Annotated in this window: 18 protein-coding genes and 1 tRNA gene; 7 read left to right on the forward strand and 12 right to left on the reverse strand. The window is 64.0% G+C overall.

The features are described 5' to 3' along the window. Positions 1 to 78: 78 nt before the first annotated feature. The 5 genes from OKW38_RS15020 (at position 79) to OKW38_RS15040 (ending at position 5,410) form a co-directional block, all read left to right on the forward strand. Positions 79 to 891: a helix-turn-helix transcriptional regulator gene (locus tag OKW38_RS15020; protein WP_429362107.1), complete on the forward strand. Its 813-nt coding sequence runs from the start codon at positions 79 to 81 to the stop codon at positions 889 to 891. A 140-nt stretch (positions 892 to 1,031) separates the two neighbouring features. Next, positions 1,032 to 2,438, forward strand: coding sequence for an argininosuccinate lyase (argH, locus tag OKW38_RS15025; RefSeq protein WP_184021209.1), 1,407 nt, complete (start codon positions 1,032 to 1,034; stop codon positions 2,436 to 2,438). Between the two features lie 362 nt (positions 2,439 to 2,800). Next, a complete protein-coding gene (locus OKW38_RS15030; protein ID WP_090803500.1) occupies positions 2,801 to 3,334 on the forward strand; it encodes an energy transducer TonB in 534 nt (177 codons plus the stop codon). A gap of 368 nt (positions 3,335 to 3,702) precedes the next feature. Next, complete coding sequence (locus tag OKW38_RS15035) at positions 3,703 to 5,010, forward strand: MFS transporter (protein ID WP_184059583.1); 1,308 nt, start codon at positions 3,703 to 3,705, stop codon at positions 5,008 to 5,010. Positions 5,011 to 5,230: 220 nt separating this feature from the next. Then, on the forward strand, positions 5,231 to 5,410 hold the full coding sequence (locus OKW38_RS15040; RefSeq protein ID WP_429362109.1) for a hypothetical protein: 180 nt from the start codon (positions 5,231 to 5,233) through the stop codon (positions 5,408 to 5,410). A gap of 40 nt (positions 5,411 to 5,450) precedes the next feature. On the opposite strand, the gene OKW38_RS15045 is transcribed toward OKW38_RS15040, so the two are convergent. Both OKW38_RS15045 and waaC read right to left on the reverse strand, forming a co-directional pair. Beyond that, the gene (locus OKW38_RS15045) at positions 5,451 to 5,576 is read right to left on the reverse strand and encodes a hypothetical protein (RefSeq protein ID WP_429362111.1); all 126 of its coding nucleotides are present in this window, start codon (positions 5,574 to 5,576) and stop codon (positions 5,451 to 5,453) included. 520 nt (positions 5,577 to 6,096) lie between these two features. Further along, the gene (gene waaC, locus OKW38_RS15050) at positions 6,097 to 7,101 is read right to left on the reverse strand and encodes a lipopolysaccharide heptosyltransferase I (protein WP_429362113.1); all 1,005 of its coding nucleotides are present in this window, start codon (positions 7,099 to 7,101) and stop codon (positions 6,097 to 6,099) included. A gap of 219 nt (positions 7,102 to 7,320) precedes the next feature. Between waaC and OKW38_RS15055 the strand changes: the two genes are divergently transcribed. Continuing rightward, positions 7,321 to 8,757, forward strand: a complete 1,437-nt coding sequence (locus OKW38_RS15055) for a chloride channel protein (RefSeq protein ID WP_429362115.1) — start codon at positions 7,321 to 7,323, stop codon at positions 8,755 to 8,757. A gap of 224 nt (positions 8,758 to 8,981) precedes the next feature. Here OKW38_RS15055 and minE read toward each other — a convergent pair whose 3' ends face one another. From minE to OKW38_RS15105, 10 genes are all read right to left on the reverse strand, one after another. Further along, positions 8,982 to 9,236: a cell division topological specificity factor MinE gene (gene minE / locus OKW38_RS15060; protein ID WP_008922443.1), complete on the reverse strand. Its 255-nt coding sequence runs from the start codon at positions 9,234 to 9,236 to the stop codon at positions 8,982 to 8,984. 14 nt (positions 9,237 to 9,250) lie between these two features. After that, positions 9,251 to 10,066, reverse strand: coding sequence for a septum site-determining protein MinD (minD, locus tag OKW38_RS15065; protein WP_018419744.1), 816 nt, complete (start codon positions 10,064 to 10,066; stop codon positions 9,251 to 9,253). A gap of 106 nt (positions 10,067 to 10,172) precedes the next feature. Continuing rightward, positions 10,173 to 11,021 carry a septum site-determining protein MinC gene (minC, locus tag OKW38_RS15070; protein ID WP_090803491.1) on the reverse strand — a complete coding sequence of 283 codons (849 nt, stop codon included), beginning with the start codon at positions 11,019 to 11,021 and terminating at the stop codon, positions 10,173 to 10,175. Positions 11,022 to 11,231: 210 nt separating this feature from the next. After that, positions 11,232 to 11,765, reverse strand: coding sequence for a GNAT family N-acetyltransferase (locus OKW38_RS15075; protein ID WP_090803490.1), 534 nt, complete (start codon positions 11,763 to 11,765; stop codon positions 11,232 to 11,234). A gap of 91 nt (positions 11,766 to 11,856) precedes the next feature. Then, positions 11,857 to 12,642 carry a type I methionyl aminopeptidase gene (map, locus tag OKW38_RS15080; protein WP_187616018.1) on the reverse strand — a complete coding sequence of 262 codons (786 nt, stop codon included), beginning with the start codon at positions 12,640 to 12,642 and terminating at the stop codon, positions 11,857 to 11,859. Positions 12,643 to 12,963: 321 nt separating this feature from the next. Next, positions 12,964 to 13,383 carry a hypothetical protein gene (locus OKW38_RS15085; protein WP_429362117.1) on the reverse strand — a complete coding sequence of 140 codons (420 nt, stop codon included), beginning with the start codon at positions 13,381 to 13,383 and terminating at the stop codon, positions 12,964 to 12,966. A gap of 41 nt (positions 13,384 to 13,424) precedes the next feature. Continuing rightward, positions 13,425 to 15,032 carry a hypothetical protein gene (locus tag OKW38_RS15090; protein WP_090803486.1) on the reverse strand — a complete coding sequence of 536 codons (1,608 nt, stop codon included), beginning with the start codon at positions 15,030 to 15,032 and terminating at the stop codon, positions 13,425 to 13,427. 739 nt (positions 15,033 to 15,771) lie between these two features. Continuing rightward, positions 15,772 to 15,862, reverse strand: a tRNA-Ser gene (locus OKW38_RS15095). Between the two features lie 202 nt (positions 15,863 to 16,064). After that, positions 16,065 to 17,360: a serine--tRNA ligase gene (gene serS / locus OKW38_RS15100; protein ID WP_429362119.1), complete on the reverse strand. Its 1,296-nt coding sequence runs from the start codon at positions 17,358 to 17,360 to the stop codon at positions 16,065 to 16,067. A 64-nt stretch (positions 17,361 to 17,424) separates the two neighbouring features. Beyond that, positions 17,425 to 18,738, reverse strand: coding sequence for a replication-associated recombination protein A (locus OKW38_RS15105; RefSeq protein ID WP_090803482.1), 1,314 nt, complete (start codon positions 18,736 to 18,738; stop codon positions 17,425 to 17,427). Positions 18,739 to 18,950: 212 nt separating this feature from the next. Between OKW38_RS15105 and cytX the strand changes: the two genes are divergently transcribed. Then, positions 18,951 to 20,267: a putative hydroxymethylpyrimidine transporter CytX gene (gene cytX, locus OKW38_RS15110; RefSeq protein ID WP_429362121.1), complete on the forward strand. Its 1,317-nt coding sequence runs from the start codon at positions 18,951 to 18,953 to the stop codon at positions 20,265 to 20,267. Positions 20,268 to 20,346 lie beyond the last annotated feature (79 nt).

Below are 20,346 nucleotides of genomic sequence, written 5' to 3' on the forward strand. Positions count from 1 at the left end.
TAGAGCCCGCCATGTACCAGTACAAGTTCGGCAATTATTCTGGTATCTCTATTACCCCCTCCACGCGCAGCCGATAGCATGACGACGCCGTCTTCCGCCGACCACCCGCCGCCGCTCGACGCCACCCCGGCGCGCGCGCTCGGCGACTTCATCCGCGCCCATCGCGAGCGGCTGTCGCCGCAGGCGGTCGGGCTGCCGCCGGGGCCGCGTCGCCGCACGCCCGGTCTGCGGCGCGAGGAAGTCGCGCAGCTGTGCGGCGTGAGCCCGACCTGGTACACGTGGATCGAGCAGGGCCGGCCAGTGTCCGCTTCCGCCGATGCGCTCGCGCGCATCGCGGTCGCGTTGCAGCTGTCGCGCGCCGAGCGCGCGTATCTGTTCGAGCTGGCCGCGCAACGCGATCCGGCCGAGCCCGACCCGGCCGCCGCCGATGCGCCCTCCACGCTGCTGCAAACCGTGCAGCTCATCGACACGCCCGCCTACGTGCTCGACCGGCAGTGGAACGCGCTTGCGTGGAACGAGCGCGCGGCCGATCTGTTCGTCGGCTGGCTCGACGGCGCGCACGACCGCAACCTGCTGCGCTACACGTTCACCGAGCCGGCCGCGCGCGCGTTGATCGTCGATTGGGAAACGCGCGCGCGGCGGCTCGCCGCCGAATTCCGCGCCGACTCGATCCGCCATCTGAACGATGCGCCCACACGTGGGCTGATCGATTCGCTGTCGGCCGCGAGCGACGAGTTCGCACGCTACTGGGCCTCCCAGGACGTCGGCGGGCGCGAAGGTGGCAGGCGCGAGTTCAACCATCCGCGCGACGGGCGCATCGTTTATGACCAGATCACGTTCAAGCCCGCGCATCGCGAGGATCTGAAGCTCGTGGTGCTGGTGCGCGAATAGGCCCGCGACGGGCGGCAGCGCTTTGGCCGCCCTCACCCGGTGTTAAAATCTTCGTCTTTCTTCGCTGCGGCGGCGCTCTTGCACGATTCGCGCACTCGCGTTGCCAGCCTCTTCACCGCTCGTTTTTACCGCCCAACACCATGACGTCCCAACTGCACAAAAAAGGCGAAGCCTGGTCGGCTCGCTTCTCGGAGCCGATGTCGGAACTCGTCAAACGCTACACGTCGTCGGTTTTCTTCGACAAGCGTCTGGCGTTCGTCGACATCGAAGGGTCGCTCGCGCACGCGTCGATGCTCGCCGCGCAGAAGATCATTTCCGCCGACGACCTCGCCGCGATCCAGCGCGGCATGGCGCAGATCAAAGGTGAAATCGAGCGCGGCGAGTTCGAATGGCAGCTCGATCTCGAAGACGTGCACCTGAACATCGAAGCGCGCCTGACCGCGCTGATCGGCGACGCCGGCAAGCGCCTGCACACCGGCCGCTCACGCAACGACCAGGTTGCGACCGACATTCGCCTGTGGCTGCGCGGCGAGATCGACCGCATCGGCGAACTGCTCACCGAACTGCGCGTGGCGCTGCTCGAGATCGCGGAGAAGAACGCCGCGACCATCATGCCGGGCTTCACGCACCTGCAGGTCGCGCAGCCCGTCACGTTCGGCCACCATCTGCTCGCGTACGTCGAAATGTTCTCGCGCGACGCCGAGCGCATGATCGACTGCCGCAAGCGCGTGAACCGTCTGCCGCTCGGCGCGGCCGCGCTCGCCGGCACCAGCTATCCGATCGACCGTCACGCCGTGGCGAAGACGCTCGGCTTCGACGGCATCTGCGCGAACTCGCTCGACGCAGTCTCCGACCGCGACTTCGCGATCGAATTCACGGCCGCCTCCGCGCTCGTGATGACGCACGTGTCGCGCTTCTCCGAAGAACTGGTGCTGTGGATGAGCCCGCGCGTCGGCTTCATCGATCTGGCCGACCGTTTCTGCACCGGCTCGTCGATCATGCCGCAGAAGAAGAACCCGGACGTGCCCGAACTCGCGCGCGGCAAGACCGGCCGCGTGAACGGCCATCTGATGGCGCTGCTCACGCTGATGAAGGGCCAACCGCTCGCGTACAACAAGGACAACCAGGAAGACAAGGAGCCGCTGTTCGACACCGTCGATACGGTCGCCGACACGCTGCGCATCTTCGCCGAAATGGTCGCCGGCATCACGGTCAAACCGCAGGCGATGCGCGACGCCGCGCTGCAAGGCTTCTCGACCGCGACGGACCTCGCCGACTATCTCGTCAAGCGCGGCCTGCCGTTCCGCGACGCGCACGAAGCAGTCGCGCTCGCGGTGCGCGTGTGCGCCGATCGCGGCTGCGATCTCGCGGACCTGACGCTCGACGAAATGCGCGGCGAACTGCCGAACGTCGCGCATCTGATCGGCGACGACGTGTTCTCGTATCTGACGCTCGAGGGCTCGGTGGCGAGCCGCAATCATCCGGGCGGCACCGCGCCCGAGCAGGTGCTGGCCGCGGTGAAAGCGGCGCGTGCGACGTTGAAGTAATCGACGCCTGGGCAGCGCCGTGAGCCTCAGCTTGCGGCGTGGCTGGTTGAACCGGGATCGAAAAGGCGGGCCCGTTTGGCGGGTTCGCCTTTTTTATTGCCGCGTGTGAATGGCGAATCGAAGGAAAAAGAAAGCCCGCCAGAAGCGGGCTGAAAAGACTTCCACCGATGCCTCAAGAAGAGGCCATCAGAGTGTAGGCGGGTTTCGCTCGCCGACCAATGCGCGCACATTTCCGGCCATTACAGCGGAAAGCAAAGCACCTCAGCGGGGCACGCACGATGACATCCGGCGGGCGAACGCCAATTGAATCCCGACGGTTTTTGACTACCATTCAATCAGGTTCTCCTCGCGGTTCGTCGACGATGCTCTCTCGCACTTCTCCCCCTCCTGTTTCTCACCGTGTGGCTCTGCGCTCCTTCACGGCCGCTCGCATGCATCGGCTATCGCTCGCCGCGCTCGGTGTTGTCGCCGTGGCCGGTTGCACGATCACACCGCTGACGCCGCACGAAACCGTCAGCACACCGGTGGCCGCGATCAACAGCGCGACGCTCGATCAATATCGCGACGCGGTCGCACGACGGATCGTCGAGCGCAATCCGTCGTATGTGCTCCAGGGCAGGCCTCAGCCGATGCTGCGCTCGCTGGTGGTGGTGTCGTTCACGGTCGATCGTTATGGACACATCGTCGAGTCGTCGGTGTATCGCACGAACGGCGACGACGAAGCCGAAAGCACCGCGCTCGCGACGCTGCGCCGCTCGGCGCCGCTGCCGCAACCGCCCGGCAAGCTGCTGAATGGCCGCGGCCAGCTCGAGCTGTTCGAAGACTGGCTGTTCAACGACAACGGCAAATTCCAGCTGCGCGAACTCGCCTCGCCGCAAGCGGAAACGTACGACTGAGCGCGGTTGGCGCGTGCGCTGACACGCACCGCCCAGCGCAGCCGCGCATGGGTCGGCCACGCGCGAGCTACTCGAGTCATCGCGCATAACTCATAAAGCAACCTCGTTGCCGCGCAAGCTTGCGCCGCCATTGCTGCGCGACGAGCGCGCTCGCTATAATTTTCCGATTCCCCGCGCCGGAGCCTTCCGGCATGGCTCACGCCGTCCGCACACCCGCCGGCGCGGCGCATGAGCCGACTGCAGTGCCGCACCGCCACCCCGCGTGCGGCGCCCAAACCTATACCTCAACGAGGATGCCGCCCTTGCGCGCCGCCTGTCTGCGACGCACGGCTCAGCGCGCCGCGGCCTCATACAATTGGAGACCCTGCATGTCCACTTCGCCGATTTCCGCCGCTCAGCCCGCAAGCGGGCAAAACAATACCGCGCGGATCATCTTCGCGAGCTTCATCGGCACCGCGATCGAGTTCTACGATTTCTATGTCTACGCGACCGCCGCGGCGCTCGTGATCGGACCGGTATTCTTCCCGCATGGCTCGGCCACCGCGCAGGCGCTGTCGGCGTTCGTCACGTTTGGCATCGCGTTCGTCGCGCGACCGATCGGCTCGTTCCTGTTCGGCCACTTCGGCGACCGCATCGGCCGCAAATCGACTCTGGTTGCGTCGCTGCTCGTGATGGGCCTGTCGACCACGCTGATCGGCTTCGTGCCGGGCTACGACGCGATCGGCAGCCTCGCGCCGATCCTGCTGTGCGTGCTGCGTTTCGGCCAGGGTATCGGCCTCGGCGGCGAATGGGGCGGCGCCGCGCTGCTCGCCACCGAAAACGCGCCGGCCGGCAAACGCGGCTGGTTCGGCATGTTCCCGCAACTCGGGCCCTCGATCGGCTTTCTCGCGTCCAACGGCCTGTTCTTCGCGCTCGCAATGTCGCTCTCCGACGAGCAGTTCCGCAGCTGGGGCTGGCGCGTGCCGTTCATCGTCAGCTCGGTGCTCGTCGCGCTCGGGCTGTACGTGCGGCTGAAGATTGCCGAAACGCCCGCGTTCCAGGTAGCGATCGAGCGCAAGGAGCGCGTGCGCGTGCCGATCGCGACGCTGTTCTCGCAGCACTGGCGGCCGACCGTGCTCGGCGCGCTCGCGATGGTGGTCTGCTACACGCTGTTCTACAACGCGACGACGTTCTCGCTGTCGTACGGCGTCGGGTCGCTGCATATTCCGCGGCAGACGTTCCTCGGCCTGCTGTGCATCGCGGTCGTGTTCATGGCAATCGCGACGCCGCTGTCGGCTCGTGCGAGCGATCGCTTCGGGCGTAAGCCGGTGCTGATCGTCGGCATCATCGCGGCGATCCTGTCGGGCTTCACGATGGCGCCGCTGCTCGGCAGCGGCGAGCCGTTGCTCGTGCTGCTGTTTCTCGTGATCCAGCTGTTCCTGATGGGCGTGACCTTCGCGCCGATGGGCGCGCTGCTGCCGGAACTGTTTCCGACCAACGTGCGCTATACGGGCGCCGGCGTCGCGTACAACCTCGGCGGGATTCTCGGCGCGTCGGTCGCACCGTATATCGCGCAGGTGCTCGCCGCGCACGGCGGCTTGGCGTGGGTCGGCGCGTACGTGTCGGTCGCCGCGGCCGTGAGCCTTGTCGGCGTGCTGTGCATGCGCGAGACGCGTGATGAGAGTTTGATGAAATGATGCAACGCGCATCGACGGAACAACGCTTTCGTCGATGCGCGTTTGCCGAGGTTCGATCGATGCTGCACCCGCGCAGTTTTTACGCGTCTGCGGCAGCAGGCAGAGAGCATTATTTCCTCGCTGTTTCCGCGGCCCGGCCCGGGTAAAACCCCCGCCTTGCGCGTCCTTTTGACTTGCCTATACTCCCTGACATAACCCTATAAAAAACGGGGAGATCCGCATGAACGTCCATCTTCACAATGCCGATATCGTGACGATCATCGCGCTGGCCTTGCTCGGCTCGCTGCTGCTCGCGCTGCGCTTCCGTCCGACGACATGGAAATCCATCGTCGTCGAGGCGCTGGCCGCGAACGCCGCGGCCATTGCCGCGGTGGTCGCGTTCGAAATGCTGGCCGCCTGAGGCTGGTGCTCCGGGCCTGAGCACGGCGCGCGGCTTAGCGTTAGTAGTAGCCGTGATGGTAGTAGCCACCGCCGTAGTAATAGCCCGGCGCCGGCGCGATAACGCAGCCGCCGAGTGCCGATGCGAGCAGCGTGCCGGCCACGAGAGTCAGGATCAAGCGTTTCATGTTGTTCTCCATCGAGTCAGATTGATTCGAGCGCAAACCCCGAATGACCCGATTGGACACGACGCGCGCCGCAGCGAACGTTGCCATTTGTAAGGGAACATCACCGAGCTGTTACAGGACCGGCGCGCTGGATCGGCGCGTTCGATCGACCGCCCCGCTGCCGCCAGATCGCGCCACCATGGCGGAAAACACCGCCTATACTCCGTTGAGCGCACTGTCGCGATAGAAACCTTGCTGGCCGCGCCGGCGTCGCCGCAATCGAGCGGTTCAACGCGCGCCGTGCGAGCCTCGACGCACCGCGGCGTATCAGCTTGCCGCCCCCGCGTCCGCGCATCGGACGCTTCGGCGTCCAACGAAAAGCGACAGTTTTAACAGACGTGTAATCGATTCCTCTCCGCCCGCTGTTCCCCGACACGGGCGTTCTTTGAGGCGCGACGATGCAGTCCCCGCCAGCAAGGGTGGACTACGCATCGCGCCTCTTTTCTTTTGCGCAAACGATTGCGCGAGCGCACGAACGAACTCAGGCGGCGGCAGATCCTTGCTGCATCGCGAGCACCGGCTCTGCCGCGTACACGTAGTCGATCGCTTCGAGCGCCGCGCTGATCGGCGGCACCGAGTCGCCGTCGCCGATCGAGGTCGAGCGATACGGCGCCTCGACGCCGCAATGCGATGGCGACGTCGCGACGAAGATCATCACGGTGCGCTTCTGCAGCGCATGCGCGAGGTGCACGAAACCCGTATCGGTACCGACCACGAGCGCGCACGCGCCGATCATCTGCGCAACTTCGGTCACACTCAATGGCGGCAGCACGGTCGCGCCTGGCACCTGCGCGGCGATCTGCCCGGCTTCGGCAAGCTCACCGTCCGAACCCCACGGCAGCACCACACGAAAACCGCGCTCGCTCAACTCGCGTCCAAGCGCCGCCCAGTGCGTGAGCGGCCATTTCTTGTCGGCTTTCGAGGTGGCGTGAAAGAGCGCCGCGACAGGCGCGTCTTGCGTCACGAACGGCTGCGGGACGGTTTCGGGTAGCTGCAGGTCGTAGATGGGCGGTCCTTCCACTTCGTAGCCGAGCGCCTCGCTGGCGCTGATGCGCATGCCGTGCCACGCGCTGCCTTGCGGACGTGGGCCGAAACGCCCGGTGTAGGCGAACGCCGCGCCACGCTCGCCCAGATCCAGGGATTGATAGCCGATGCGCCGCGACGAGCGCGCGAGGAAAGCGATGATCGCGCTCTTGTAGACGCCGTGGATGTCGATGATGTAGTCGTAGCGATACGCGCGCAGCTCGGCGATGGATGCCCAGATCGCCTTCAGATCACTCCAGCGACGCGCCTTCTTGAAGCGGCGCAGCGGCGCGCACAGCACGCGATCGACGCCCTGGCTCCAATGCACGACTTGCGCGAATGCTTCGTCCGCCGCCCAATCCACCTGAACACCAGGAAATGCGCGTTTGATGTCGGCGACGACTGGCAACGCCTGCACGATATCGCCTAGTGAAGTGACCTTGACAATAAGTATTCGCTTCATTGAGGGTCTGTTCGTTATTCGAAATTGAAACTATTCTAGCTGACGTTTTACCGATCCCGCCAAATGGCCGTTGCGCACGGTCCGATTCTCAATACGGCACGTTACAGCAAAAAAAATATCCGCCTGATGATTCACTTCACTTCATTATTTCAAACATCTTTCACGTGTTGTGGTCGATCCCGCACGCTTTATACTTGGCCCTTTGCACGAATCTAATTCATGTCCCGGCCCTTCCCTTCCCGTTCGCCCGCTGTCATGCGTCACGCAAAACGCCTGTGGCGGCAATACGGCATCTTCTGGCTCGGTGCCATCGCCGTCGGCCTGGTCGCGGTGCTGTACGCGCGTCTGATCGACTGGGGGTATGACGCGTTTCTCGATGTCCGGCAGCGGTATGTGTGGGCGCCGCTCGTGATCACGCCCGCGGTCGCCGCACTCGCGGTCTGGCTCACGCGCAAGTTCTTTCGCGGCTCCGAGGGCAGCGGCATCCCGCAGGTGATCGCGACGCTGCACATGAAACAGCGCGGATACGGCACGCGGCTGCTGTCGCTGCGAATTCTGCTCGGCAAAATCGGCGTGTCGTTTCTCGCGATTCTCGGCGGCTTTACGATCGGCCGTGAAGGACCGACGGTGCAGGTCGGCGCCGCGCTGATGTTCAATCTGCGCCGGTTCTATCCGCGCTCGAATGCGCAGATCGAACGGCAGCTCGCGTTGGCGGGCGCGGCAGCGGGTTTGTCGGCGGCGTTCAATACACCGCTCGCGGGCGTCGTATTCGCAATCGAGGAATTGACGCGCAGCTTCGAGGCGCGCACGAGTGGCGTGCTGATCACGGCGATCATCATTGCGGGTGTCGTCGCACTGGGCCTGAACGGCAACTACACGTATTTCGGTACGATCCAGATCGGCGCGCATTTTCCTGATCTGCTCGCCGTCGCGGTGGTGCTCACCGCGATCGTCACGGGAATCGCGGGCGGTATCTTCGGCTGGCTGCTGCTCAATACCGCGCGCTGGATTCCGGAGCCGCTGCGTCAGTTGCACGGCGAGCGGCCGGTTGTGTTCGCCGCGCTGTGCGGCTTCGCGATCGCGGTGGTCGGCGTGATCTCGGGCGGCACGACGTTCGGCAGCGGCTATACGGAAGCGCGCGGCCTGCTCGAGGGACACGAGCAGTTGTCGGTGTTCTATCCGTTCCTGAAGATGATCGCGATGGTCGGCTCATACCTGCCGGGCATTCCGGGCGGCATCTTCGCGCCGTCGCTGTCGATCGGCGCGGGCTTCGGCAATCTGCTGCACATGGTGTTCGATTCGATGCAATTGCCGATGCTGATCGCGCTCGCGATGGTCGGCTATCTGGCCGCGGTCACGCAGTCGCCGATCACTTCGTTCGTGATCGTGATGGAGATGATCGACGGCCACGCGCTCGTGATTTCGCTGATGGCCACCGCGTTGATCGCGAGCCGAGTGTCCCGCCTGTTCGCGCCGCCGCTCTATGAGTCGCTCGCCGAGCGCTACGTGGCGCCGCTGCCGCAGCCCACGCCTGCGCCAGTGCCGGAAGTGCCCGAGGTCGAGGTGCCGGAAGCGGAAAGCGAAGACGGCGAGCCGAGCGCCGACGATGCCGCAGACGACATCACGACGGATACCGCCGACTCGCCGCGTCAGTAGATGCGTGAGGGCGACGCGAGGCTGACGTTGCGCGGGTAACGGCACCGCTGGAGTGCAACGGTTCATTTCGACTGGGAAATGACGAGCGCCGTGGAGATGCGAAGAGACGGCTTCAGACAGAAGCCAGAGGACGAGCCGAACGCCGCACCGCATCACGTCGCTCCGACGCGACGCCATGCGACGTCCTGCACATGATGCGAGACGGACCGCGGTCCATCCGAAGCTCAGGCCTGGGGTATTTCGATCTTGACTTCAAGCACTTCGAGATCGTCCTGACGCTCGAGACTCACGCGTATGTCGTCGTCGGAAATCTTCACGTACTTCGAGATCACGGCCACCAGTTCGCGTTGCAACGCAGGCAGATAATCGGCGGGCGCATGGCCGCCGGCGCGCTCGTGCGCGATGATCAACTGCAGGCGTTCCTTCGCTACCGACGCGGACTTCTTTTTCTCGCCCAGCAAAAACGAAAGAATCGACATGACGTGCGCTCCCCTTACTTGGTGCCGAAGAGGCGCTGCAGCAGCCCGGGCTTCTGGTAATCGACAAAGCGAAGCGATTTCTGCTCGCCGAGGAAACGCGACACGACGTCCTTATAGGCTTCGGCCACATCGGTGCCGTCCATATGCACGGCCGGCAGACCTTGGTTCGACGCGTGCAGCACCGCTTCCGATTCCGGAATCACGCCGATCAGATCGATGCGCAGAATTTCCTGGATGTCGGTCAACGACAGCATTTCGCCTTCGCTGACACGCTTCGGGTTGTAGCGGGTGATCAGCAGGTGCTCCTTGATCGGTTCCTTGCCTTCGATCGCGCGCTTGGTCTTCGACGACAGGATGCCGAGAATGCGATCGGAGTCGCGCACCGACGACACTTCCGGGTTCGTCACGATCAGCGCTTCGTCGGCGAAGTGCATCGCAAGCAGCGCGCCCGACTCGATACCGGCCGGCGAATCGCAGACGATGTATTCGAAGTCCATCGCGATCAGATCGTTGATGACCTTCTCGACACCTTCCATCGTCAGCGCGTCTTTATCGCGCGTTTGCGAGGCCGGGAGGATGAACAGGTTCTCGCATTTCTTGTCTTTGATCAGCGCCTGATTCAGATTCGCTTCGCCCTGGATCACGTTGATCAGGTCGTACACGACGCGGCGCTCGCAGCCCATGATGAGGTCGAGGTTGCGCAGGCCGACGTCGAAGTCGATCACGGCGGTCTTGCTGCCGCGCAACGCGAGGGCCGACGCAAAGCTCGCGCTCGTGGTCGTCTTGCCCACGCCACCCTTGCCCGAAGTCACCACAATGATTTTTGCCATTACCCTTACCTTGTGTTCGTCAAATGCGTCAATTGGTGCGCGGCCCGCCTCGCCGTGAAACGCCGCGTGCCGCAATCGCTCGGGGCAGGGCGCGTTTCGCGGCGCTTTACGTGAGCCGCAGCGGTTCGATCATCAGCTTTTCTTCTTCGAGCCAGATCTGCACCGGCTTGCCGAGCACGTCGGCCGGCAGCGGGTTCTCGGTCGTTCGATAGATGCCCGCGATGGAGATCAGTTCCGGTTCGAGACACGTGCAGAAGATGCGCGCGTCGTGATTGCCCTGCACGCCGGCCAACGCCCGGCCGCGCAGCGGCGCGTAAATGTGGATGTTGCCTTCCGCGATCACCTCGGCGCCGTAGCTGACCAGACCGAGCACGACCAGATCGCCTTTTGCGTAAATACGCTGACCCGAGCGCAACGGCTTGTCGACCACCATCGTTTGCGGCGACGTGGCAAGACGCACCGGCTCGGCGGCGGGCGTGGGTTCGACGGCGGCGGCAGCGGCCGTGCCCGTGGCCGCGCTGGCGGTTGCGGATGCAGAGCTGGCGGACGCGCTCGTGCCCGCGCTTGCCTCGGTGCCTGCTGTCGCGTCTGCCGCGCTCGCCGTGCTGTCCTCATCGGCCTGCTTCGCCGGCGCGCCGCGGCGATCGCGCGCTTCGAGCAACGGCAATCCCGACTCCGTCGCCCACTGTTGCTCCGCATTCGCGACCACACCGACCGGACGCATGCGCACGCTGTCGAGCAGTTGCGCGATGTCGGCGAGCGGCACGCGTTCGTTGCCGGCGAGACGCCGCACGTCGATCGCGACGACGTCGTTAGCGAAGAATTCGGGGGTCGCCTCGAAGCGTCGCGTCAGCTCGGCACGCATCGCATCGAGGTCGGTCGTTTTGACCACGAACATCAGCGTGTCGACAGAGCCGCTGCGCAGTTCGAAAAAGGGCGATTTCTTGGGCGACATAGCGTTCGGCGAAAAATTTTGCGTATTTTACAGGCGTACAAGCGCGCGGCCACTATTTTTCCCGGGAGAATCGGTGCTCGCGCGCGCGAGCGCAACGCGTGTCGTCGATGCGATCGACGCGCGACGGTGCGAAAGAAACGCTGGCGGGAAAAAGACCGTGATGAAGGGACGGCGAAGACGAGCGGCGCGCGCGACGCGCCGCTTGGGCGATCACTGCTGTAACACCTGCGAAGTAGTCGGCACGTGCCGCACCAGCAGACTTTCGACCTGCTCGGGTGCGCGCTCGACGCGCCGGTGCTCGCCGGTCGGGCCAAAGCCCAGCGCTTCATAAAAGCGCATCGCGTTGCGGTTCGCGTCGGCGACCCACGCGTAGATTTCCGTGGCGCCCGCATTCGCGAGCCAGCTGCTCGCGGTATCGACGAGCAGCTCGCCGCCGCGCAGATGGCGCACGGCCGGCGCCACCCACAACTCGCAGACGAACGCGCGGCGCGCCGCGGTGTCGTCGAAATGCGCCTCGATCAGCCCGGCGGGATGACCCTCGGTATAGAGCAGGAATGCACCGACGGACTGCGAAACCGCGTGATTCGCCGCGGTCGCGTCGAAACTGGCGGCATCGGCCGACAACGCGTCCTCGAGCGTCGCGCCGAAGGCGTACGGCGCCTCCCGCAGCGAGGCCGTGCGGAGTTCGCGAAAAACGGCGCCCTGATCAGCAGTGATGCGGCGAACGGTCAATGACGGACTCATGCAGACGAAACCCCTGGAAACCCTAACGCGTAGCTTTAACCGAACCGGCCGGCGAGTCAAATTTATTATTGACCAGAATATGCGGTCCCGCTCACGGCGCGTCGTAGTCGCCCGTGCCGTCCGGCCACGGCGTCAGCAGTTCATAGCCGTCGTCGGTCACGGCGACCATGTGCTCCCATTGCGCCGACAGCGAGCGGTCCTTCGTGATCACGGTCCAGCCGTCGCGCTGTACCGACGTGCCGGCGCGGCCCGCGTTGATCATCGGCTCGATCGTGAAGACCATGCCCGGCTTCAGGCGCACCCCCTGCCCCGGCTGCCCATAGTGCAGCACCTGCGGGTCCTCGTGATAGACCTTGCCGATGCCGTGCCCGCAGTAGTCGCGCACGATCGAGAAGCCCTCGCGCTGCGCGACCTTCTGGATCGCGTGGCCGACGTCGCCGAGCGTCGCGCCCGGCTTCACCTCGCGGATGCCGGCCACCATCGCCTCGTAGGTCGTGTCGATCAGCGCACGCGCGACCGTGCTCGACTGGCCGACGCAGTACATGCGGCTCGTGTCGCCGAAATAGCCGTCCTTGATGATCGCGACGTCGATGTTGAGGATGTCGCCGTCCTTCAGGATCTCGTTGCGATTCGGAATGCCGTGACACACGACATGATTGACCGACGTGCAGACGGTCTTCGGAAAGCCCAGATAGCCAACATTGGCCGGAATCGCTTTTTGCGTGTGGACGATGTAGTCGTTGCACAGCGCGTCGAGGTCGTCGGTGGAGACGCCTGCCTTGACGTGCTCGCCGATCATTGCCAGCACATCGGCCGCGAGGCGGCCCGCAATGCGCAGCTTCGCGATATCGTCGGGAGTCTTGTACGTAATGGCCATGAATTCAGTCGATGTGAGTCGCGGGTCAAGCGCGAGATGACCCGCCGCGCCCGAAAGCCCGGCGGCCCGCAACCGCCGCTCGATTGGGCGATTTCGGGCAATTGTACAGAGGATCGTCAGTGGACCCCTCGAAAACCGGCCGAAGCGGTGCGCGAGAAGCGGCGGTGGCGCTGTCGCGGCTTGCTGCGGCGCGCGCCCGAATCAGGATGACAGTTTTTGCGCGGCCCGTTGCGGGCCTGGGCGCTCGCATCGACTTAAGAGCAAAGGAACTCGAAGGATCATCGAGCCGGCAACGCCAATCGTTCAGCTTTCCATACTAAATCAGCGCACCGAGAAGCAGGCTGCCTCGCTCGGCGAGACGGTCTCGGCGATGGAGCAGCTCACCGCGATCGTGCAGCTCAACGCGAGCATTGCCGAATAGGCGAGCGAACTCGCGCGCGTCGCGCGTGACGAGCATCGTCGGTGAAATCGCGCAGGTGTCCGCGTGAACAGAGCGATGGGATTCAGCAGCTGGGCATCGCGATCACGCAAATGGTCGAGGTCACGCAACAGAACGCGGCACTCGTCGAGAAAAGCGCGGCGGCGGCCGCGTCGCCCGCGGATCAGGCGCGGGCGCTGAGGGAGGTGATGGAGGGGTTCGGGGTGGATGAGGCGCCCGCACCCCCGCCTCGATACTCCGAAGGGAAGATTGGGCGCCGCCGTCAGGCCCGGCGACTCGTCGCTCTTGACACCGGGCAGCATCGACTACGGGACGGGCGGAACTGCTTGCGTCGACCCGCGGCCTAGTTGTCGGGATGGGCCGCCGTGAAGCTTTGGAAAGCACTGTAAGACGGATTCAGCGGTGAACCGTTGAGCATGATGCCGTAAGTCTGGTCGCCGCTGTCGAGCACGTAATACATGACGGACTGGATGTTGTGCGTCTTGCGGTTCTGATAGAACTCGCCGAGCTTCGTCGAGATGTAGTTCGAACGATAGGCCTCAGTTTGCTCCGGTCCGGTGTTCCACTCGGTGACGATGAACGGCACGCCATACCGGGCCTTGCAATAGATCGGCAGATCGAAGCCTGGCATCGCGCCGTCCGTACCGAGGTCGAACAGATCGCCATACACCTCGTAGTTGTGCCACGTGGTGATGTCCCAGCGCACGGTCGGGTAACCGCCGCTACCATCCGGCTGCATACCGTCCCACAGCGCGTCCGCCGCGCCGATATCGTTCACGCAGAAGTTGATGCCGCATTTGGCGTTGGACTGAACCGACTTCACGCCGTCGATCATCCCGCGCATGACGCCGCGCATCACCGGCCAGTTCGCGTTGTTGAAGTCCGACGCCCTCGTGCCCGCATAAGTGAAGTTGAGCACAGTGGCGTTCTGCCGCGTCAGCTCGTTGCCGCATTCGTAGATGGTCACGCCATACGGCTTCAGTGCGTTCGCGACGGCCTGGGCTACCGCGTAACCCTGGCTGTAAGCCGCATTCTCGCCAGCAATCAGGTTGCCGCTGGAGTCGTAGACGCCCTGGTTGATCAGCACGATCAGCGTCATCCCCGCCGACTGGAAAGCCTGCGCGAGTCCGATCACTGCGTTCAACTCGGTCGACGTGTTGTTGCAGCCGACGCGATAGCTCGTGCAACCCATGCCCTTCAGGATCGACACGATCTGTTGGGGCGTGTAGTTGTAGTCGAAGTGGCCGTTCATGCCGTAGAACATGCCGGCGGACGGTGTGATCGCGGTGCGCGGATCGTTACAGGGCAGCCAATGGCCGGCGGTGTCGTTGTTCACGTAGAACTGGCCACCCGTGCCGCAATGCCAGATCTTGCCGCCGTACCACAACACGAGCGAGACGTTGTACGTGTCGCCGACCGTCGCCCCGTTGCAGTAAATGACGCCGTTAGTCAGCGTCCAGATTGCGCCGGACTTGTCGATGATGTACGGAGAAGCGGGCAGCGAGGTGCCGTCGGCCGAAGTGCCGCCGAGGCGCGGGTCGTTGCAGCCCACCCAGCCCGAGCCCGTCCATTCGTAAAACTGACCACCCGTACCTTCGTGATAAATCACGCCGCCGTAAAACAGCACGAGCGAGACGTTGTAGGTGTTGCCTGCCGCCGACCCGTTGCGGTAGACCGAACCTCCGGAAAGGGTCCAGACGTTGCCGGAGTTGTCCGTGATGGACGTGGCGGGCGGCATGGAGATGCTGTTCGGGTCGCTCGTCTTCGCAGTCGGCGTTGTATTGCTCGAGGCACCGGACGCACCCGAAGCTGCCGCGGCACCGGAAGCGCCAGTCGCAGCGGCTGCCTTGCCAATCGCGTTCGATGACCCACTGCCCCCACCACACGCGGTCAAAAGATAACTTGCGCTCAGGGCCGTCAGGCCCCCAATGAATTGACGTCGTTTTATCATCGCGGAGTAATTCCAAATGTCGGGAAAATTCCCGATAAAAAGACCAAAAGGTGAATTCGCTGTGATTCGACGGACAATGAATAAGGATTCGATGCAAATGAATTTGCAGGCCTTAAAGACTATTGTCCCGAAGTGCTTTGAACGCACGTCTGTGTTGTCCGATTGAACCGAGGCGCACGAAGGTGGTCCTCGCGGTGGTTCAGATTGACAGGGCTGGGTGCGCGTTGGTTCGCAAACGTTTGCGGTGCAAACGTTTTACTGATTAATTGCCGAAGCTTTCATTTTCAGGAAAATTCTTCCTGTAAAAGCTTCTGACGGCGTAAATCGTACCCTGAACGAATGACCGAGCCCAATCAAAAATCGTATTTATTTGTAAAAAAGGGCAGATCTTGCGGAGATCTGTGGGGTCGGCGAAGATTCGCACTTTCAGAAGTCGATCGGGGGGCGGGTCGCCCGCAGATTTTCTGACTTCGACCCCTTTTAGCGTACAACAGCCACGGCCCGAATATGTCCGGTATATGAATTAGGGGACAGTGCAGTACGGATGACTTAAGATATTTGTATGGAAATGAGATGAAAAAGACCACGAGCAACGAATGGCTTATGTAAAAAATTGAAACAAAGGATTTCGCCAAAATAGAAATGATGCTTGAATAATTTCGAATTGCCTTGGCAAAGCCATTCGAGAACTCAAAGCAAAAACCCCTTGATCTCGGTGAAATCAAGGGGTTTCAGAATTTGGCGGAAAGGGTGGGATTCGAACCCACGGTACGGGGAAACCGTACGCCTGATTTCGAGTCAGGTACATTCGACCACTCTGCCACCTTTCCGGGTATTCCAACTCGCTACTGCATTGTCGGATCCAAGCGGGCCGTTGCTTGGGAGAAAAAGATTATAGAACAGCTCGAATTAGTTTTCCAAGCCCCCTCGTCCAAAAAATTTCTAAAAAATTTTCGCGGGACCTCGATGCCGTTCGCGGCATCCATCGTCGGACACGCGACGACACCGCGCCTGCGCGCGCATCGGCGACGCTCAGGCCGCCGGCACTTGCAGCCGCTCGACGCCGCCGAGGTAAGGCCGCAGTGCCGTGGGCACCGTCACCGAACCATCGGCGTTCTGGAAGTTCTCGAGCACCGCGACGAGCGTGCGGCCCACCGCGAGACCCGAGCCGTTGAGCGTATGCACGAGCTCCGGCTTGCCCTGCGCGTTGCGGAAGCGTGCCTGCATGCGTCGCGCCTGGAACGACTCGGTATTCGAGCAACTCGAAATCTCACGATAGGTGTTCTGCGCGGGCAGCCACACTTCCAGGTCGTAGGTCTTCGCTGCGGAAAAGCCCATGTCGCCGCTGCACAGCGTGATCACGCGATACGGCAGTTCGAGCTTTTGCAGAATCGCCTCCGCGTGGCCGACCATCTGCTCGAGCGCGTCGTACGATGCGCCTGGCGCTACGACCTGCACCATCTCGACCTTGTCGAACTGATGCTGGCGGATCATGCCGCGCGTGTCGCGGCCATACGAGCCCGCTTCCGAGCGGAAGCACGGCGAGTGCGCGGTCAGCCTGATCGGCAGCGCGTCCGCTTCGACGATGCTCTCACGCACCGTGTTCGTCAGCGAAATTTCCGAGGTCGAGATCAGGTACTGCGTGACCGTGTGTTCACCGCCGCCCTTTTCGACGCGGAACATATCGTCCGCGAACTTCGGCAGCTGGCCCGTGCCGTACAGGATGTCGGGATTGACGATGTACGGCGTGTAGATCTCGGTATAGCCGTGCTGCTGCGTGTGCGTGTCGATCATGAACTGCGCGAGCGCGCGATGCAGCCGCGCAATCTGGCCGCGCAGCATCGTGAAGCGCGCGCCCGACAGCTTCGCGCCGGTCTCGAAGTCGAGGCCGAGCGGCGTGCCGACGTCAACGTGATCCTTGACCTCGAAGTCGAACTGGCGCGGCGTGCCCCAGCGGCGCACTTCGACGTTGCCGGCTTCGTCGTTGCCGACCGGCACGCTTTCGTGCGCGAGATTCGGCACGTCGAGCAGCAGATCGGACAGACGCTTCTGGATGTCTTCGAGCTTGACCGCCGACGCCTTCATCTCGTCGCCGATGCCGCCGACTTCGGCCATCACCGCCGACGTGTCTTCGCCGCGTCCTTTCATCGCGCCGATCTGCTTGGACAGGCTGTTGCGGCGCGCCTGCAGTTCTTCGGTACGGGTCTGGGTATCGCGGCGTTCCGCTTCGAGCGCGGTGAAGGCCGCAACGTCGAGGGTATAGCCGCGGTCGGCGAGGCGCTTTGCGACGCCGTCGAGGTCTTTGCGCAGCAACTGGATGTCGAGCATGGGATGGGACGGATGTTCGTTGTGTGAAAACGCGATTTTAACGCACCGGCAAAGGTGAAACGCCTCAAGCCTTCTTCGGCTTGTTCTCGGCGCGCCACCGCGCATCGAGCTCGCCAAGGCGCGCGAGCTTCTCGCCGATCTTGCCTTCGAGACCACGCGGTGTCGGCTCGTACCAATGCGGCTCGCGCATGCCGTCGGGCAGATAGGTTTCGCCGGCCGCGTACGCATCGGGTTCGTCGTGCGCGTAGCGGTAGTCGTGACCGTAGCCGAGTTCCTTCATCAGCTTCGTCGGCGCGTTGCGCAGATGCACCGGCACCGCGCGCGACTGGTCCTTGCCGACGAAGCGCCGCGCCTCGTTGTACGCGTTGTACCCGGCATTCGATTTCGGCGCGACCGCCAGATAGATGATCGCCTGCGCAAGCGCGAGCTCACCTTCGGGCGAACCGAGACGCTCGTAGGTTTCGGCAGCGTCGAGCGTGATGCGCGCGGCGCGCGGGTCCGCGAGGCCGATGTCTTCCCACGCCATGCGCACGATGCGACGCGCGAGATAGCGCGGGTCCGCGCCGCCGTCGAGCATGCGACAGAACCAATACAGCGCGCCGTCCGGGTTGCTGCCGCGCACGGATTTATGCAGCGCGCTGATCTGGTCGTAGAAGGCGTCGCCGCCCTTGTCGAAGCGGCGCAGATTCTCCGCGAGCGCGCTGCCCAATAACGCGCCGTCGATCTCGGTGGTCTTCTGCTGTGCGGCCGCGCGCGCGACGATCTCGAGGTTGTTCAGCAGCTTGCGGCCGTCGCCGTCGGCCGAACCGATCAGCGCGGCGCGCGCTTCGTCGGTGAAGGTGAGGCCGCCGAGCTCCTTCTGCGCGCGCTCGAGCAGCTCGCGCTGTTCGTCGTCCGTCAGGCTCTTCAGCACGTAGACGGCGGCGCGCGACAGCAACGCGCTATTGACCTCGAACGACGGATTCTCGGTCGTCGCGCCGACGAACACGAACAGGCCCGACTCGACGTGCGGCAAGAACGCGTCTTGCTGGCTCTTGTTGAAGCGATGCACTTCGTCGACGAACACCAGCGTCTGATGGCCGTTCGCGCGATGGATCTGCGCGGTTTCGACCGCCTCGCGGATATCCTTCACGCCCGACAGCACCGCCGACAACGCGATGAACTGCGCGTGAAACGCATCGGCCATCAGCCGCGCGAGCGTGGTCTTGCCGACGCCCGGCGGGCCCCACAGGATCATCGAATGGGCCTCGCCCGATTCGAACGCGACCCTGAGCGGCTTGTTCGGACCGAGCAGATGCGACTGGCCGATCACTTCGTCGATATTGCGTGGCCGCAGGCGTTCGGCAAGCGGAACATTGGCACGGGTTTCTTCAAACATGACGTTTTGGGGATAATCTCGGCTTTCCGGGGCACGCACCGCTTCGGAGCAGCGCCTCGCGGGACAAGCGCAAAGCCCGCGTCCGGCCGGAAACACAGGCACGAACGCGGGCAACGTCCTGCATTATGACAGTGACGGCGGCCAGGCGATGGCCGACCCGGGGCGCCGGCAACGCAAAGAATCACAGCACCACCAACAGGAATGAACATCAGATGGCTCAAGATTCCGTCGCCGGCGACGCCGGCTCCACCTACGCGCCGCTCACGCCGGTGCCCGACGCGCGCCGCGCGTTTCGCACCGGCGACGCGTTCGCGCTGTGGTTCTCGCTCGGCATCGGCCTGCTCGTCGCCCAGGCGGGCGCGCTGCTGGTGCCGGGGCTGTCGCTGCCGCATGCGCTCGTCGCGATCGTGCTCGGCAGCGTGATCGGCGTCGTGCTGCTCGCGCTCGTGGGCGTGATCGGCACCGACACCGGGCTCGCGGCGATGTCGTCGCTGCGTCCGACGCTCGGCGTGCGCGGCGCGTCGGTGCCGGCCGTGCTGAACATGGTGCAACTGGTCGGCTGGGGCTCGTTCGAGGTGATCGTGATGCGCGATTCTGCCGATGCGCTCGCGAAACAGGCGTTCGGCCTGTCGATGCCGCTCGTGTGGACCGTGATCTTCGGCGTGCTCGCGACGCTGCTCGCGATCAGCGGCCCGCTGTCGTTCGTGCGGCGCTTTCTGCGCAAGTGGGGGATCTGGCTGCTGCTCGCGGGCGCCGCGTGGCTCACGTGGAACCTGCTCGCGCGCCACAATCTCGCGGACCTGATGCGTCGTCCCGGCACCGGCGAGATGTCGTTCGGCGGCGCGGTCGACCTCGTGGTCGCGATGCCGCTGTCATGGCTGCCGCTGATCGCCGACTACACGCGCTTCGGCCGCCGCGCCGGCGAGACGTTCCGCGGCACGCTATACGGCTATGGCATCGCGAACATCTGGTTCTATGCGCTCGGCGCGGTCTACGGGCTCGCGGCCGGCGGCGGCGATGCATTGCTGACCGGCGCGCTCGCGCAAGCGGGCGGCGGGTTTGCGCTGCTGCTGATTCTGATCGACGAAATCGACAATGCGTTCGCCGACATCCACTCGGCCGCGGTGTCGACCGGCACGTTCTGGACGCGCGCGAGCGTGCCGTTGCTGTCGGCCGCGTTCGGTGCGCTGTGCACGCTGATCGCGCTGCTCGTGCCGATGGCGAAGTACCAGAACTTCCTGCTGCTGATCGGCTCGGTATTCGCGCCGCTGTTCGGCGTCGTGCTGATGGATCACTTCATCGTGCGCAAGCGTCGCGTCGACGCCGCGGTGCTCGCCGATGTGCTCGGCCGCTACGGCTTCTCGGGCGGCTGGCACCTGAGCGCGTTCGTCGCTTGGGCGATCGGCATCGCCTCGTACCAGGTGATCAATCAATGGCTACCGAATGTCGGCGCGACGCTGCCGTCGCTTGCGATCGGCGCGGTGTGCTATTACGCGTTCGTATCGGCGCGCAAGACCGCGTATGCGTGAGCGCGTCACCCTCAGCGCGTTGCATTAGACGCAGCTGTCACAAAATAAAAAAGACCTGCAATCCAACTGCAGGTCTTTT

It is taken from the genome of Paraburkholderia sp. MM5496-R1, assembly GCF_050436205.1.
Taxonomy (GTDB): domain Bacteria; phylum Pseudomonadota; class Gammaproteobacteria; order Burkholderiales; family Burkholderiaceae; genus Paraburkholderia; species Paraburkholderia tuberum.